This is a genomic window from Streptomyces sp. ISL-96, from assembly GCF_018614035.1.
Lineage (GTDB): Bacteria > Actinomycetota > Actinomycetes > Streptomycetales > Streptomycetaceae > Streptomyces.
This window is the reverse complement of record NZ_JAGGPA010000034.1, coordinates 100,929-117,171: the sequence shown is the minus strand read 5'-3', so window position 1 is coordinate 117,171 and position 16,243 is coordinate 100,929. Positions and strand designations below refer to the sequence as shown.

Sequence of the window (16,243 nt, the reverse complement as noted above, 5' to 3'; positions counted from 1 at the left end):
ATCGCGCAGGCCCCTATGGGCGTTCTCAACCTCCGCCAGATCCTCACCAGTAGGGCAACAAGGGTATAGACCAATGAGGGCGCGAAACGCTTCCACGGGGCGCGCCCGGTGGCTTCGCCCAGGCATTCCCGCAGTACACACGGGGTTTCGGACATCGTTGACGTGGCCGGACCGGCGCTGATAAACCTTCGCTTCACCAGCTCGACATCAGTGTTCAACACGCCTTCTCCGAGCGAGTGATGACACGAGGTCAAGGTCCCATGGAAATCACAGTTCCGCGCAGTACCCGGCCCGCCACCCGAATCCGAACGCTGCTTGCCGTCGGAGCCACCGCCCTGGCCCTGACCGCCGGAGCCGCGACCCCGCTGAATCCCGCACCGCAGGAGGCGCGAGCAGACGGCTCGCGGACGCTGACTGTCGCGGTCTCGCAGAGCGTCGACTCCCTCAGCCCGTTCCTGGCTCAGCGCCTGGTCTCCACCACCGTCCACCGGCTGATCTACGAGAACCTGACGAACTACTCCCCCAAGGACAACCACGCGATCCCGGGCCTCGCCACCAAGTGGGAGCCGTCCCCGGACAAGCTGACGTGGACGTACACCATCCGCGAGGACTCGAACTGGTCCGACGGCGAACAGGCCACCGCCGAGGACGCCGCCTGGACGTTCAACACGATGATGAAGGACGAGGGCGCGGCCACCGCCAACGGCAGCTTCGTCGCCAACTTCAAGAAGGTCACCGCCCCCAGCCCCACCCAGCTGGTCATCGAGCTGAAGAAGCCGCAGGCCACCATGGCCGCGCTCGACGTGCCGATCCTCCCCAAGCACGAGTGGGAGAAGGTCGGCGACTTCTCGAAGTTCAACAACGACAAGAAGTTCCCCATCGTAGGCAACGGGCCGTTCATCCTCACGGACTACAAGGTCGACCGGTACGTCAAGTTCAAGCCGAACAAGAAGTTCTGGCGCGGCGCCCCGAAGTTCGACGAGCTGGTCCTGAAGTACTACAAGGACGGTGACGCGGCCGTCGCCGCGCTCCAGAAGGGCGAGGTGTCCTTCGCGTCCAACCTCACGCCCGCGCAGGCCGCGTCCCTGGCGAAGGCCAAGAACATCAAGGTCAACGACGCCCCGGGCCGCCGCTTCTACGCGCTCGCCACCAACCCGGGCGCCAGGGCGAAGAACGGCGAGAAGTTCGGCAACGGCCACCCCGCGCTGCTGAACCCGAAGGTGCGCCGGGCCCTCTTCGCCGCCACCGACCGCAAGACCATCATCGACAAGGTGTTCCAGGGCCACGCCGTCGAGGGCGAGGGTTACATCCCGCCGCGCTTCTCGGCGTACCACTGGAAGCCGGCCGAAGGTCAGAAGATCGCGTACGACCCGGCCAAGGCGGCCGCGCTCCTCGACGAGGCGGGCTACAAGAAGAACGGCGCGGGCAAGCGCGTCGGCAAGGACGGGAAGCCGCTCGACTTCCGCATCCTGTGCCACGCCACCGACCCGAACGACAAGGCCATCGGCAAGTACATGCAGGAGTGGTGGGGCGAGCTCGGCATCGGCCTGAAGGTCGACTGCCGCGACAACGTCTCCGACCCCTGGCTGGCCGGCGAGTACGACCTGGCCTTCGACGGCTGGTCCGTCAACCCCGATCCCGACTTCGTCCTCTCCATCCACACCTGCGCCGCGCTGCCGTCCACGCCCAAGGACACCGGCGCGACCGACAACTTCATCTGCGACAAGAAGTTCGACGAGCTCTACGCGAAGCAGACCGCGGAGTACGACCAGGCCAAGCGCGCCGATCTCGTCAAGCAGATGCAGTCGCGGCTTTACGACACGGGGTACATGAATGTCATGGCGTACCCGAACGCGGTCGAGGCGTACCGTACCGACCAGATCAGGGCGATCACGACAATGCCCGAGTCCGGCGGCAATCTGTGGGGCCAGGACGGCTACTGGAGCTGGTGGTCCGCCGTGCCCGCCGACGTGAACGCCACCTCCGAGGAGGGCGGCGCCGCCTCCACCGGTCTCGTCATCGGTATCGGCGTTGCCGTCGTCCTCGCCGCGGGACTCGGGGCCTTCGTCGCCATGCGCCGCCGCTCCACCGCGGAAGACCGTGAGTAGTCCATGAGCACTGCAAGCACCACTCCCCTCGCGGAGGGTACGGCCGACGGCCCGGTCCCGGTGAAGACCGGGCCGTCCGGCCCCCGCGCCCGCTCCGCCAGGGCGTACCTCCTCTACGTCGCCGGAAAGCTGGGCGGCGCGGCCGTCTCGCTCTTCGCCGTCCTCGTCACCAGCTTCTTCCTCTTCCGGATCATCCCCGGCGACCCGGTGCACACCATGACGCACGGCCGCCAGGTGTCCGCCGAGCAGCTCGCGTCGCTGCGCCGGCAGTTCGGCCTGGACCTGCCGGTGTGGCAGCAGTTCACGGACTACTGCGCGAAGGCGCTGAGCGGCGATCTCGGCGTTTCGTACCAGTTCCACTCGCCCGTGGGCGAGCTGATCGTGGAGAAGCTGCCCGCGACCCTGCTGCTGACCGGGGTCGCCGTCGTCATCTACTCGGCGCTCGGCCTGTGGCTCGGCACGCGTTCCGCGTGGCGGCACGGCCGGCTCGGCGACAAGGTCAACACCGGGGTGGCCCTCACCCTCTGGTCCGTCCCGTCGTTCTGGCTGGGCCTGCTGCTGATCATCACCTTCTCGGTGGGCATCGGCCCGATCCCCGGCATGTTCCCGACCGGCGGCATGGAGACGGGCGGCGAGACCGGTTTCGCGTACGTCGCCGATGTCGCGCACCACATGGTGCTGCCCGTCGTCACCCTGACCGCGGTGGGGTACGCGCAGACGCTGCTGGTCATGCGGGCCTCGCTGCTCGACGAGATGGGCAGCGACTATCTGACGACGGCGCGCGCGAAGGGGCTGCGCGACGACCTCGTACGACGCCACCACGCCGTACCGAACGCCCTGCTGCCCACCGTCACCATGGTCTTCATCAACCTCGGTCATGTGGCGGCCGGTTCGATCCTCGTCGAGACGGTCTTCTCCTGGCCGGGGCTCGGCGGGCTCTTCTACCAGGCGCTGAGTGTGCCCGATCTGCCGCTGGTGCAGGGGCTGTTCGTCGTCTTCGCGGGCGCGATGATCGTGATGAACCTCCTCGCCGACCTGCTCTATCCGCTGCTCGATCCCCGGGTGGGCCGATGACTAGTCCTGTGACCGCTGCCCAGACCGCCTCGTCCCTCGCGTGGGCGCGGCGACGGCACTCCGTGGCCCGGTTCTGGGGTTCGTACCGTACGCACCGGGCCGGCCTCTTCGGACTCGGCGCCCTGGCCGTGATCGCGCTGGTGGCACTGGCCGCGCCGCTGCTCGTCGGCAGCGACGTACAGAGTGTGACGAGCGCTCCGGGATCGGCGCTGGAGTCGCCGAGCGGTCAATTCCCGCTCGGCACCGACCAGTTCGGGCGCTCGCTGCTGGGGCTGCTGATCTGGGGCGCGCGAATCTCCTTGACGGTGGGCCTGATGGCGGCCGCGCTGTCAGTGGCCATCGGTACGCTCGTGGGCATCCTCGCCGGGCACTTCGGCGGCTGGTTCGCGACCGTGACCATGCGGATCACCGACTGGTTCCTCGTGATGCCGGCGCTGGTGCTCGCGATCGTGCTCGCCACGGTGATGTCGCGCAGTGTGTGGACGGTGATCCTGGCGATCGGCGTCACGAGCTGGCCGACGACGGCCCGGCTGGTGCGGGCGCAGACCCTGGCCGTCGAGTCGCGTCCGTACATCGAACGCGCGACGGCGCTCGGCGGCGGCCACGGGCACATCATGAGCCGCCATGTCCTGCCCAACGTCATGCCGCTCGTGCTCGCCCAGACGACGCTCGGCATCTCCAACGCCATCCTGACCGAGGCGACGCTCGCCTTCCTCGGCCTCGGCGACCCGGACGTCGTCTCGTGGGGCGGCATGCTCCAGGACGCGCGGGAGGCGGGCGCGGTCTCGTCCGGCCACTGGTGGTACCTGGCGCCGCCGGGCATCGCCATCGCGCTCGTCGCGCTGGCGTTCACGCTGTGCGGGCGTGCAGTGGAGTCCGTACTGAACCCGAAGCTGGGGGTGTCCGCCCGATGAGTGCGCTGCTTGAGGTGAAGGACCTGCACGTCACGTACGGCGCCGGGACGCGGGCCGTACGGGGTGTGGATCTGTCCCTGTCGGCCGGTCAGAAGCTCGGCGTCGCGGGCGAGTCGGGCTGCGGCAAGTCGACGCTGGCGCTGGCGCTGCTGCGCCTGCTGCCCGCGTCCGCGAGGCTCAGCGGTGAGATCCTGCTCGACGGCGAGGACGTCCTGACGATGAAGTGGGGGCGGCTGCGGGCCGTACGGTGGGCGGGCGCCTCGATCGTCTTCCAGGGCGCCATGCATTCGCTGAACGCCGTGCACCGCATCGGCGAGCAGATCGCCGAGCCGGTGCTGCTGCACCAGAAGTCCACTGCGGCGGCCGCGCGGCGGCGGGTCGGCGATCTCCTGGAGCAGGTGGGGCTGCCGGTCTCGCGGGCCGACGCGTATCCGCACGAGCTGTCCGGCGGTCAGCGGCAGCGCGTGATGATCGCGATGGCGCTGGCGTGCGATCCGCGGCTGATCGTCGCGGACGAGCCGACGACGGCGCTGGATGTGATGATCCAGGCGCAGATCCTGCGGCTGATCAAGCAGTTGGTCGCGGACAAGGACATCAGTCTGCTGATGATCAGCCACGATTTGTCGGTGCTGGCCGACACGTGTGACCGGCTCGCGGTGATGTACGCCGGGAGGGTCGTGGAGGAGGGTCCGGCGGACCAGGTGTTCACCGATGCGCGGCATCCGTACGGCCTGGCCCTGTCGGCGGCGTTCCCGCGCATCGGCGACCCGGCTTCGCGCCGGGCCCCGCGCGGCCTGCCGGGCGACCCGCCGGATCCGTCGGCGCTTCCGGCCGGCTGTACGTTCCACCCTCGGTGTCCGGTCGCGCTGGACGAGTGCGCCACGGAGGACCAGGTGCTGCTGGAGGCGGGGGTGGGGCGGCGGGCGGCGTGTGTGCGGGTGGGGGCGGCGGTGCCGGCGCCGGGGCTGCCGCCGGCGTGAGCGGGGGCGTTCGGTGCCTCCGCTGCGCGGGGCGTTCCCCGACCCGCCCCTTCCCGAACTGGGGCTCCGCCCCAGACCCCGCTCCTCAAACGCCGGAGGGGCTGGAGGGAGGGGCGGGGTGGGGAAAAAGCTCCGCGCAGCGGCCCCACCCGCCCCCCACCGCACCCCACACCCTTCGTCACCCACCGGAGACACACATGAGCCGCACCACCCCCACCCCCCTCCTCTCCGCCGCCGGACTCCACGTCGCCTTCCCCGGCCGGCGTGGCGCGGCGACCGCCCGTGCCGTCGACGGGGTCGACCTCGACATCCGACCGGGTGAGATCGTCGCGCTGGTCGGCGAGTCCGGCTGCGGCAAGACCACGCTCGCCCGGTCCCTGCTCGGCCTCGTCGCGCCCACCTCCGGCCAGGTCACCTTCGCCGGCGCGCCCCTCGACTACCGCTCGCGTGCCCTCAAGGCGTACCGCAAGCGCGTCCAGCTGGTGCTCCAGGACCCGAGCGGCTCGCTCAATCCGCGTCACACGGTGTACGACGCCGTGGCGGAAGGCCTGCGGATCCACGGTTACGCCGGTGACGAGCGCGAAGCCGTCGCCGGGGCGCTGTCCCGCGCCGGGCTCAGGCCCCCCGAACGGTTCTTCCTGCGCTACCCGCACGAGCTCTCCGGTGGCCAGCGCCAGCGTGTCGTCATCGCCGGGGCGCTCGTCCTCGAACCCGAACTCATCGTCGCGGACGAGCCGGTGGCGTCCCTCGACGCGTCCGTACGGGGCGAGATCCTGGCCCTGCTCCTCTCCCTGCGCGACGAACTCGGGCTGTCCGCCCTCGTCGTGACCCACGACCTCGGTCTCGCCTGGAACATCGCGGACCGTGTGGCGGTGATGTACCTGGGCCGGATCGTCGAGACCGGACCGGCCGAAAAGGTTCTGACGGCTCCTCAGCACCCGTATACCCGCGCACTGTTGTCCGTACTTCCGGAGTCGGGCGAGGTGCCGGTCGTCCTCACCGGTGAGCCCCCGGACCCGTCCCGCGTCCCCGGCGGCTGCCGCTTTCACGCCCGCTGCCAGGTGCTCGCCTCCGGTGAGGCCGAGCGTACGGGCGTCGCCGCCGACTGCCGTACGACGCTGCTGCCGGTCCTGACCGGCGGTGACGAGGCGCAGGTTGCCTGCCACTGGGCGGCGGCCCGGTCCACGGAAGGGGCGGCTACCGAGCCTCGTACGCCTCGATGAGCTCGCTGCAACGCTTCACGTCGTCCGCGATCGCTTCCAGCAGCGCCACGATCGATTCGAACTTCTCCTGGCCGCGTACGTACGCGAGGAAGTCCACGGCGACGTGCAGCCCGTACAGGTCGAGGCCGACCCGGCCGATGGCGTACGCCTCGACGGTCCGCTCGGTGCCGTTGAACTGCGGGTTCGTGCCGACCGAGATCGCGGCGGGCATCTTCTCGCCCTCCACCGTCAGCCAGCCCGCGTACACGCCGTCGGCCGGAATCGCGGTGTGCGGCAGCGTCTCGACGTTCGCCGTCGGGTAACCGAGCTCGCGGCCGCGCTGCGCCCCGCGCACCACGACGCCCTCGACGCGGTGCGGCCGGCCCAGGATCTCCGCGGCGCCTTCGACGTCGCCCTCGGCGACCAGACGCCGCACCAGCGTCGACGAGAACGGCTCGCCGCCGCCCGCCGCTCCGCGCACGTACAGGTCGACGACCTCGACCTCGTAGCCGTACGTCCGCCCGAGCTCGGCCAGGTAGTCCACATTGCCCGCCGCCCGGTGCCCGAAGCGGAAGTTGGGGCCCTCGATGACCGCCCGCGCGTGCAGCTTGTCGACCAGCACCTTCACGATGAAATCGGCCGGCGAGAGCTTCGAGAACTCGGCGGTGAAGGGGAGGATGAGCACCGCGTCCACGCCCAGCTCCGCCATCAGTTCGGCGCGGCGGTGGTGCGGGGCGAGCAGCGGAGGATGGCTGCCGGGGCGCACGACCTCGCTCGGGTGCGGATCGAAGGTCACGACGACCGACGGCACGCCCAGCTCGCGGGCGCGCTCGACCGCGCGGCCGATGATCAGCTGGTGCCCGCGGTGTACGCCGTCGTAGGAGCCGATGGTGACGACGCTGCGTCCCCAGTCCTGGGGGATGTCCTCCAAGCCACGCCAGCGCTGCACTGTGACCGCTCTCCTCGTCCGAACTCGAACCCGATTACGCATCGATTACGCAGGTCTAAGACTGCCATGCCCACGGGTTGCGGCTCGCATCGGCATGGGAGTGGCCAGGCTCTCGACGGTGCGGCGCGCGCCCGGCCCGGCGACCGCCGCCCACTCGTCCGGCGCGGCGGCCAGCCAGCCGGCGACGAGGGACGCGAATCCGGGGACCTCGCGGGCGAGCCCGGCCAGCAGCCGGTCGAAGCGGGTGGCGCCCTCGGGCGTACGGACCATGAGCGTCCCGGTGCGGTGTACGAGATCCCTGGTCCGGGCCTCGCCCCTGCGCCGGGCGCCGGTGCCGGCGGCCAGCAGCACCGCCTCCAGAGCCCCGAGATCCCGTACCTGATGCTCGCCGTACCCCCCGTACTGCTCCCCCTCCAGGAGTACGTCGAGCAGCTCGGCCCGCAGCTGGCGCGAGGCGCGGCTGCCGGGCGCGGCGAGCACGGGGGCGAGGGCGCGCCGCAGCGGGCCGGGGTGGTCCCGCAGCAGGCCCGTGACCAGTGGGAAGAGGACGGCGCGGGCGGCGGGGCCGTGTTCGAGGCGCCGGTCCACGTAGGCGGCGGTGTGCGCGGCGCCGCCTTCCGGGTGGCGGTCGGCGTACGCGCGGACGAGGGCGGCGGCGCGGCGGGCGAGGGCGGGCGCACTGACGTCTGCGAGCGCGCGCAGCACTTCGCCATCCGCCTCGCCCCCTTCCAGGCGCGCCTGGAACGCGGCGAGGACGGGCTCGGGGTGGGTGGTGAGCGCGGCGGCGAGGGCGGCGGCGGGCGGCCGGGATCCGTCGCCGCCGAACGCCGCCAGGGCCCGGTCCAGGTAACGCGGCCGGGTGTCCGGATCCCGTACGAGCAGCCCGAGGGCGGGCCCGTGCGGGGTGCTGTCTCCCGGCCGGGCGAGCAGCGACAGCGCGGCGTACCTGAGCAGCTCGCGGTCGGCGCCGGTCGTGACGTGCGGGGCGGCGGCGAGCCCGTACCGGGCGGCGGCGACCCGCCGCCCCGGCCGTTCGCCGTCGTGGGCCCAGCGGTCGACGGCCCGGCAGAGCGCGGACGGCTCGTCCTCGGCGAGGGCGGTGAGCAGTTCGTCGGCGCGGGGGTGCGCGCCGTCGACGAGGGCCTCGGTCAGATCGTCGACGGCGAGCTCACGGCGGGCGTAGAGCAGCGCCTGGGCGACGCCGGCGACGGTGGGGCGTACCGCGGCGTCGTCGGCGGCCGGCAGCGGCCGCTCGTCGTCGAACCACTGGCAGAGCATGGGCTGGACGGTTCGTGGCGCGGCCTCCAGCCGCCGCGCGACGGCGTCGAGATACCGCCCCTGCGGGGGTACGTGCCCGCTCCCCGGCGCCCCGTCGGCGGGCAGGAGCCGCCGCAGCAGATCGACGCGCTCCCCCTCCGTGACGGCGACCCGCTCCCAGAACCATGGCCCGAACTCCGCGAGCCCACCGAGACTCCGCGGCCCGCCCCCCTCGACGGACCGCCGGCTGACGCAGTCGGCCAGCGCCCGCAGCACGCCCAGATGGCGCCCCGCATCCCCCACCCGCAGCAACACCTCCCCCAACAGCCGCCTCCCCCACCACGAGGCCTCCCGCACGGAGCTCGCGGTGCGACGCGGGTGGCCGGGCGGGGGCTCGGGAGGCGCGGCCTCGGATGCGTACACGGATTCCAGCGCGCGGACCAGGTCCAGGAGCCTGCGGGACAGCGCGGCCGGCCCGTGCGCTCGTTCCACGAGCAGCAGCGCCTGCACCACCGGCCCGATGCGATGCCGAGGCACCGGCGGGTGGGGGTCATGGGCTTGGTGGACCAGGGCGTGCAGCGCCTCGTCGAGGTCCAGGTGCGTTCCCTGGAGCCAGTCCGCCAGCTCCTCGTGCGCGAACCGGTAGCCGCCCCCCGCGGGCACCAGCAGTCCCTCCGCCAGTACCGCCGACGCCCACCCCGTACGCCAGGGGAAGATCTCCTCGAAGGATTCGCGGTCCAGCTCGCCCTGCCCCGGTCCCAGACAGCGCCGCGCCGCCTCGTGCACCTGCCCCGACACGCGTGCCGCCAGCCGGCGCACCGCCGTGCCCCGCGGCGACGGCCGGGCCGCCGCCGCCAGACGCACCGCGATGCGCAAGCACATCAGGTCCAGGTACGCGGCGAACACCTCCTCGCGGGTGGGCCGCCCCGGCACATCCCCCGGCAGTGCCTCCCGTACCTCCGCCAGGAGCCGCAGCGTCAGCGGATGCCGGGCGTCGGAAGGGTCCGCGAGCGCGCCGTCGGGGATGCCGTACCGCTCCCGCGCGCGCAGCGCCTGGGGCTCGGTCAGGTCATCGATCCGTACGGCGGAGGGCAGCCCGGGCCACGGCCGCTCAGTCCGGGCAGGCCGCGCCGGCCGGTGCAGGGCGCCCTCCGGGTACAGCGCGCCGGCCTGCTCCCAGTGTTCGGCCCGGCACGCGACGACCATCCGAACCCCCGCCGTCCGCAGCCAACTCGCCGTCGCGGCGGTCCAGTCGGGCAGCCGGTGGGTCAGTGCGGGCGGCATTTCCTCGGGGCCGTCCAGCAGTACGAGCAGCGGCCGCCCGGCGTCGAGAGCCAGCCGCGCCACCCGCTCCGGCGTCGCGTCCCCCGGATCGCCACTCCACTTCCCCGACGCGGCGACGATCCGTCCCGCCTGCCGAAGCGCCCGCGCCACCGCGTCCGCGACCGACGTGTCACCGGCCCTCAACTCGGCGCCGCGCAGCCAGAGCGTCGGTGCCGGTTCGGGGCCCCGGGCCCGCCGGGCGGCGAGCGCGGCGAGTTCCGTCGTACGACCGGTCCCCGGATCCCCGACCAGAGCGAGCACCAGCGCTCCGCCGAGAGCCGAGAAGGACGCGAACTCCCGCGACACCTCCGGCCGTTCCACCGGCTCCTGCCCCTGCCCCCGCCCCGGCCCCGGCCCCGGCCCACCCACCGATCCGACCGACGTCGCCGTCAGTTGCAACGCGCCCGCGAGATTGAGGTCCGGCCCATAAGCCGGCACCGTCGCCGCGTTCCGCCGCAGCAGCTCCGCGAGCGGGCCGTCGGGAGCCGCCGCTGCCGCCGCTCGCAGGGGTACGGCGAAGCCCGCCGCCCGCTGCTCAGCACCCAGCGCGGTGCCGAGCACGGCCAGCACGGCGCCCGTCCCCGCGTCCAGGACCGGCCCGCCCGCGGCCCGGCTGCCGAGCCGCAGCGCGTCGGTGCCGGCGGTCCCCATCGCCAACTCCACCGCGTGCTCGATGAGATGGCAGCGGTCGGTCGCCGTGTAGGTGACGGAGAGCGGTCTCAGGACCCGCGCCTCACGCCATCCCCCGGCCGGCAGTCGTACGTAAGTGCCTGTCTCGATCCGGTCCCGCGCCGCCACCGGGACGGGCCGTACGCCGAGCCCTTCGGTCCGTACGAGCGCCAGAGCCGTCTCCGGCAGCGGGATGATCGCGTCGGCCTCGGCGAGACAGGTGGACTCACTCGACTCACCGGGCGCGTGCAGGACGACCCGGGTCAGGCCGTCGACGGCCTCATGGCTGGTGACGACCGTTCCCCGGTCGTCCGCGACGAAGCCGGTCCCGCGCGGCCGCCCGGCCGGATCGCAGATCCGCACCAGCGTGACCTGCGGCGGCGGCACCGTCGGCAGCGGCGTCTCCCGTACCGCCATCGCCGAACCTCCCGCCGTGCCCCGTATCCCGACGGTAGGTCGGCGGTGATCAGCAGGAGAAGGACGCACAGCGAAAGCGCCCCCCAGTGCACCCGTCGTTCACTCCGAGCGCCCGCCCGAAGGGGTGAATCGGCGGGGCGGCGTGGACAGACCCCTTCCGAGGGGGATCGTGGAGCGGCCGACCGACGGGCTGCCCGCTCCACGGTGGAACACAACCTCAGCCGAATACCGCGAGACTCTTCGCCTTGCCCCGGTGCTCCTCGACGAGGGCCAGGAAGCGGCCCTCCGGCCCGAAGACCGCGACCGGGCTGGTGTCGTACGCCGGCATGTCGAGCCGTACGCCGTTGGTCACCAGGCCCGCGCGCCGCTCGTCCACGTCCCAGCGCGCGAACGCCGCAGCCGCCGCGTCGGCGATCGGCATGACGGTGAGCTCCTCCTGGAGCTGCTCCAGCGTCCTCGCCGCGTCGAGCCCGTACGGGCCGACCCGGGTGCGGCGCAGCGCGGTCAGGTGACCGCCGACGCCGAGACCCGCGCCGAGGTCACGGGCGAGGGCGCGGATGTACGTACCGGAGGAGCAGACCACGGAGACGACGAGGTCGACGACGGGCGTCCCGTCCTCGGCCACCGCCGGGCGCACGTCGTACACCTGGAAGGACGAGACGGTCACCGGACGGGACGGAATCTCGAACTCCTCGCCCTCCCGCACCCGTGAGTACGACCGCTTGCCGTCGATCTTGATGGCGCTGACCTTCGACGGCACCTGCATTATGGCGCCGGTCAGCTCGGCGACACCCGCGTCGATGCCTTCCCGCGTCACGCCCGACGCATCGGTGGACGCGGTGATCTCGCCCTCCGCGTCGTCGGTGACGGTGATCTGGCCGAGCCGGATCGTACCGAGGTACTCCTTCTCGGTCAGGGCGAGATGGCCGAGGAGCTTCGTGGCCTTCTCGATGCCAAGGACGAGGACGCCCGTCGCCATGGGGTCGAGGGTGCCGGCGTGCCCGACGCGGCGGGTCTTGGCGATCCCGCGCATCTTGGCTACGACGTCGTGCGAAGTGAAGCCGGACGGCTTGTCGACGATGACAAGGCCGTCCGGCGTCGTGGTGGTGCGCTTGTTCATTCCGCGGTTTCGCCCTCGTCCTCGGCCTCGTCGTCAGCCTCGTCTTCGGGCTTGCGGTACGGGTCGGCCTCGCCGGCGTACGTCTTGCCCGTCGACACCTCGCGCACCTCGGCGTCCTTGGCGCGCGCCTTGTCGAGGAGGTCCTCGATGGTGCGCGCGTTGTCCGGCAGAGCGTCCGCGACGAAGGCCAGCGACGGCGTGTGGCGCACGCCGGTCTGCCGGCCGACCTCGGAACGCAGGACACCCTTGGCGCTCTCCAGCGCGGCGGCCGAGGCGGCACGCGCTTCGTCGTCGCCGTAGACCGTGTAGAAGACCGTGGCCTCCCGGAGGTCACCGGTGACCCGGGCGTCCGTGATGGTCACGAACCCCAGTCGCGGATCCTTGATTCGCCGGTCCAGGGTCTCCGCGACCACGACCTGGATGCGATCGGCCAGCTTGCGGGCCCGCGCTTTGTCGGTCACCGGTCCGTCTCCTCTTTCTGCTTCGTCATTCTTCGTCTGTGTGCAGCCGCCGCCGTACCGACAGCAGCTCCACCTCGGGCCGGGCGGCGACCATGCGCTCGCACCGGTCGAGTACATCTGTGAGATGCCCTGTTTCCCCTGATACCACCGCCACGCCGATCCTGACCCGGCGGTAGACATCCTGGTCGCCGACTTCCGCCACACTCACGGCGAATTTGCGCTGAAGTTCAGCGACGAGCGGGCGTACTACGGAGCGCTTCTCCTTCAGCGACCGTACGTCGCCGAGGAGGAGGTCGAAGGACAGTGTCCCCACATACATGTGTGTCCGGATGTCCCGCCGGTTCGGGGTCGTGCCCCGCCAACCACTTGGCAGGGACACAAGAACCGTACACGCAACGGCCGGGGCCGCTCGACGGAAATAATCTCCGCCGAGCGGCCCCGACACACTGCGCTATGGCTGGCTACACGGCTCAGCCGCGCGGCTTCTCGCGCATCTCGTACGTCGCGATGACGTCGTCGACCTTGATGTCGTTGAAGTTTCCGAGGTTGATACCACCCTCGAAGCCTTCCCGGATCTCGGTGACGTCGTCCTTGAAGCGGCGCAGACCCTGGATGTTGAGGTCCTCGGCCACGACCTTGCCGTCGCGGATGAGGCGCGCCTTGGTGTTGCGCTTGACCTCGCCCGAGCGGACCAGGACACCGGCGATGTTGCCCAGCTTGGACGAGCGGAAGACCTCGCGGATCTCCGCCGTACCGAGCTCGACCTCTTCGTACTCCGGCTTGAGCATGCCCTTGAGGGCCGCTTCGATCTCTTCGATCGCCTGGTAGATGACCGAGTAGTACCGGACATCCACGCCCTCGCGCTCCGCCATCTGCGCGGCACGGCCGGCCGCACGGACGTTGAAGCCGATGACGATGGCGTCGGAGCCCATCGCCAGGTCGATGTCGGACTCGGTGACCGCACCCACACCGCGGTGCAGGACCCGGATCTCAACCTCTTCACCGACGTCGAGCTGGAGCAGCGAGGACTCGAGAGCCTCCACCGAACCGGACGCGTCGCCCTTGATGATGATGTTGAGGTCCTGGACCAGACCGGCCTTGAGCACCTTGTCGAGGTCCTCGAGGGACACCCGGCGGGTGCGCTTGGCGAAGGCCGCGTTGCGCTCACGCGCAGCACGCTTCTCGGCGATCTGGCGGGCCGTACGGTCCTCGTCGACGACCAGGAAGTTGTCGCCGGCGCCGGGGACGTTGGTGAGACCCAGGACCAGGACGGGGGTCGACGGACCCGCTTCCTCGACGTTGTTGCCGTTGTCGTCGAGCATGGCGCGGACTCGGCCGTACGCGTCACCGGCGACCATCGTGTCACCGACGCGGAGCGTTCCGCGCTGGACGAGCACGGTGGCGACGGCGCCGCGGCCCTTGTCGAGGTGGGCCTCGATGGCGATGCCCTGCGCGTCCATCTCGGCGTTCGCCCGGAGGTCGAGCGAAGCGTCCGCGGTGAGGATCACGGCCTCGAGCAGCTGCTCGATGTTGAGACCCTGGCGCGCGGAGATGTCGACGAACATCGTGTCGCCGCCGTACTCCTCGGCCACCAGACCGAACTCGGTGAGCTGACCGCGCACCTTGGTCGGGTCGGCACCCTCGACGTCGATCTTGTTGACCGCGACCACGATCGGCACGTTGGCCGCCTTGGCGTGGTTCAGCGCCTCGATCGTCTGCGGCATCACACCGTCGTTCGCCGCGACCACGAGGATCGCGATGTCGGTGGACTTCGCACCACGGGCACGCATGGCGGTGAACGCCTCGTGACCGGGGGTGTCGATGAAGGTGATGGCGCGCTCTTCACCGTTGACCTCGGTGGCGACCTGGTACGCACCGATGTGCTGCGTAATACCGCCGGCCTCGCCCGCAACGACGTTCGTCTTGCGGATCGCGTCCAGCAGTCGGGTCTTACCGTGGTCGACGTGACCCATGACGGTCACGACCGGCGGACGGGAGACGAGCATTTCCTCGCCGCCCTCGTCCTCGCCGAACTCGATGGAGAAGGACTCGAGAAGCTCGCGGTCCTCTTCCTCCGGGCTGACGATCTCGAGGATGAAGTTCATCTCGTCCGCGAGCAGCTTCAGAGTCTCGTCGGAGACGGACTGCGTAGCAGTGACCATCTCGCCGAGGTTCATCATCACGCCGACGAGCGACGCCGGGTTGGCGTTGATCTTCTCGGCGAAGTCGGTGAGCGAGGCACCGCGCGACAGGCGGACGGTCTGTCCGTTGCCGCGAGGCAGCATGACGCCGCCTACCGACGGGGCCTGCATGGCCTCGTACTCCTGGCGCCTCTGCCTCTTCGACTTACGACCGCGACGCGCCGGACCGCCGGGACGGCCGAACGCACCCTGCGTGCCACCACGGGCACCGGGGCCGCCGGGACGTCCACCGAAGCCGGGACGACCGCCGAAGCCGCCGCCACCGCCGGGACGACCAGCGCCGCCACCGCCACCGGGACCACCGGGACGGCCGGCGAAGCCGCCACCGCCACCGCCGGGACCGGCCGGACGGCCTGCGAAGCCGCCGCCACCGGGACGACCGCCGCCACCGCCGGCCGGACGGCCACCGGGGCCACCAGGACCACGGCCACCGCCGCCGCCAGGACCGCCACCGGGACGGGGGCTGGCCGCGGGACGCTGCGGCATCATGCCGGGGTTCGGACGGTTACCGCCCGGAGCACCACCCGGTCGCGGGGCGCCGCCCTGCGGACGGGGCATGCCACCGGGAGACGGACGTGCGCCACCAGTGGCGCCGGGGCCGCCGGAACGCGGAGCGCCACCGGGAGCACCCTGCGGACGCGGGGCGCCACCGGGGGCACCGGCGCCGCCGGGACGCGGGGCGCCACCCGGACGGGGCGTCTGCGGACGCGCCATGCCGGTGGAGCCACCAGAGGTGAACGGGTTGTTGCCCGGACGGGGACCCGCGGGACGGGCACCACCGGGACGGGGGGCCTGCTGGCCACCGGGACGCGCGGGACGCTCGCCACCACGGCGGTCGTCACGCTGGCCACCCTCGCGGGCACCGCCGTCGCGCTGACCGGCGTCACGCTGGCCGGCCGGAGCCGGGCGGGCGGGACGGGGGCCGGGCGTGGCACCCGCGGGACGCGGGGCCTGCTGCGGCTGTGCGGGGGCGGTGGGCGCGGCCGGCTGGGCCGGCTCGGGCGCGGAGAACTCCGCCGCGGGCACCGGAGCCGCCGGAGCGGGCTTGGCCGGTGCGGGCTTCGGGCCCGGACGCGGGGCACCGGACGGCGCGGACGCCGCCGGAGAGGCCGGAGCCTCAGCGGCAGCCGGCTTGGGGGCCGGTGCGCCGGGCTTCGGGGCGCCGGGACGTGCTGCCTGCGCCGGGGAAGGCGCGGACGAGGGGGTAGCCGGGGACGGCTTTGCGGGCGCTGCCTTACGAGGCGCACCCGGCTTGGCTGCGGACTTGCCGGCGTTGCCGCCGGGACCCTGCAGTGCGTCAGTCAGTTTGCGTACAACCGGCGCCTCGATCGTCGAGGACGCCGAACGGACGAATTCACCAAGTTCTTGGAGCTTGGCCATGACGACCTTGCTCTCAACACCGAACTCCTTGGCGAGTTCGTATACCCGGACCTTTGCCACTTCGCTCCTTTTAGGTCCGGGTTACCGCCGGACCGTCGCTACTTCATGGGCGTACTCATCGCGTACTCATCGAGTGCTCATCGCAATCTCGACCTACTTCCAACTCGCGAGGTACCTGACCGCACGGT

At 71.8% G+C, this 16,243-nt stretch carries 11 protein-coding genes; 5 read left to right on the top strand and 6 right to left on the bottom strand.

What is annotated here, in order from left to right:
- The first annotated feature begins 260 nt into the window (after window positions 1-260).
- From J7E96_RS22015 to J7E96_RS21995, 5 genes are all read left to right on the top strand, one after another.
- On the top strand, window positions 261-2,108 hold the full coding sequence (locus J7E96_RS22015) for an ABC transporter substrate-binding protein (protein ID WP_215133386.1): 1,848 nt from the start codon (window positions 261-263) through the stop codon (window positions 2,106-2,108).
- A 3-nt stretch (window positions 2,109-2,111) separates the two neighbouring features.
- Window positions 2,112-3,182, top strand: a complete 1,071-nt coding sequence (locus tag J7E96_RS22010) for an ABC transporter permease (protein WP_215133385.1) — start codon at window positions 2,112-2,114, stop codon at window positions 3,180-3,182.
- Window positions 3,179-4,096, top strand: a complete 918-nt coding sequence (locus tag J7E96_RS22005) for an ABC transporter permease (RefSeq protein WP_214968508.1) — start codon at window positions 3,179-3,181, stop codon at window positions 4,094-4,096. The genes J7E96_RS22010 and J7E96_RS22005 overlap by 4 nt, the downstream gene beginning before the upstream one ends.
- Window positions 4,093-5,076: an ABC transporter ATP-binding protein gene (locus J7E96_RS22000; RefSeq protein WP_215133384.1), complete on the top strand. Its 984-nt coding sequence runs from the start codon at window positions 4,093-4,095 to the stop codon at window positions 5,074-5,076. Before J7E96_RS22005 ends, J7E96_RS22000 begins: the two co-directional genes overlap by 4 nt.
- Before the next feature lie 197 nt (window positions 5,077-5,273).
- Window positions 5,274-6,299: an ABC transporter ATP-binding protein gene (locus J7E96_RS21995; protein WP_215133383.1), complete on the top strand. Its 1,026-nt coding sequence runs from the start codon at window positions 5,274-5,276 to the stop codon at window positions 6,297-6,299.
- Here the strand turns inward: J7E96_RS21995 and J7E96_RS21990 are convergent.
- From J7E96_RS21990 to infB, 6 genes are all read right to left on the bottom strand, one after another.
- Window positions 6,274-7,227 carry a bifunctional riboflavin kinase/FAD synthetase gene (locus tag J7E96_RS21990; protein WP_215133382.1) on the bottom strand — a complete coding sequence of 318 codons (954 nt, stop codon included), beginning with the start codon at window positions 7,225-7,227 and terminating at the stop codon, window positions 6,274-6,276. The two genes, J7E96_RS21995 and J7E96_RS21990, sit on opposite strands and share 26 nt — an antisense overlap.
- A 45-nt stretch (window positions 7,228-7,272) precedes the next feature.
- A complete protein-coding gene (locus tag J7E96_RS21985) occupies window positions 7,273-10,893 on the bottom strand; it encodes a serine protease (RefSeq protein WP_215133381.1) in 3,621 nt (1,206 codons plus the stop codon).
- 217 nt (window positions 10,894-11,110) lie between these two features.
- Window positions 11,111-12,013, bottom strand: a complete 903-nt coding sequence (gene truB / locus J7E96_RS21980) for a tRNA pseudouridine(55) synthase TruB (RefSeq protein WP_215133380.1) — start codon at window positions 12,011-12,013, stop codon at window positions 11,111-11,113.
- On the bottom strand, window positions 12,010-12,474 hold the full coding sequence (gene rbfA, locus J7E96_RS21975; RefSeq protein ID WP_215133379.1) for a 30S ribosome-binding factor RbfA: 465 nt from the start codon (window positions 12,472-12,474) through the stop codon (window positions 12,010-12,012). Before rbfA ends, truB begins: the two co-directional genes overlap by 4 nt.
- 25 nt (window positions 12,475-12,499) lie before the next feature.
- Window positions 12,500-12,793, bottom strand: a complete 294-nt coding sequence (locus tag J7E96_RS21970; RefSeq protein WP_215133378.1) for a DUF503 domain-containing protein — start codon at window positions 12,791-12,793, stop codon at window positions 12,500-12,502.
- A gap of 151 nt (window positions 12,794-12,944) precedes the next feature.
- Window positions 12,945-16,115 (bottom strand): translation initiation factor IF-2, encoded by a 3,171-nt coding sequence (gene infB / locus J7E96_RS38505; RefSeq protein WP_215133377.1) that lies wholly within the window; start codon window positions 16,113-16,115, stop codon window positions 12,945-12,947.
- Between the last annotated feature and the right edge of the window lie 128 nt (window positions 16,116-16,243).

Coding starts and splice junctions, on each gene's coding strand:
- J7E96_RS22015 (WP_215133386.1), top strand. CDS start 261: ATGGAAATCACAGTTCCGCGCAGTACCCGGCCCGCCACCCGAATCCGA.
- J7E96_RS22000 (WP_215133384.1), top strand. CDS start 4,093: ATGAGTGCGCTGCTTGAGGTGAAGGACCTGCACGTCACGTACGGCGCC.
- J7E96_RS21985 (WP_215133381.1), bottom strand. CDS start 10,893: ATGGCGGTACGGGAGACGCCGCTGCCGACGGTGCCGCCGCCGCAGGTC.
- J7E96_RS21995 (WP_215133383.1), top strand. CDS start 5,274: ATGAGCCGCACCACCCCCACCCCCCTCCTCTCCGCCGCCGGACTCCAC.
- J7E96_RS21970 (WP_215133378.1), bottom strand. CDS start 12,793: ATGTATGTGGGGACACTGTCCTTCGACCTCCTCCTCGGCGACGTACGG.
- J7E96_RS22010 (WP_215133385.1), top strand. CDS start 2,112: ATGAGCACTGCAAGCACCACTCCCCTCGCGGAGGGTACGGCCGACGGC.
- J7E96_RS22005 (WP_214968508.1), top strand. CDS start 3,179: ATGACTAGTCCTGTGACCGCTGCCCAGACCGCCTCGTCCCTCGCGTGG.
- truB (WP_215133380.1), bottom strand. CDS start 12,013: ATGAACAAGCGCACCACCACGACGCCGGACGGCCTTGTCATCGTCGAC.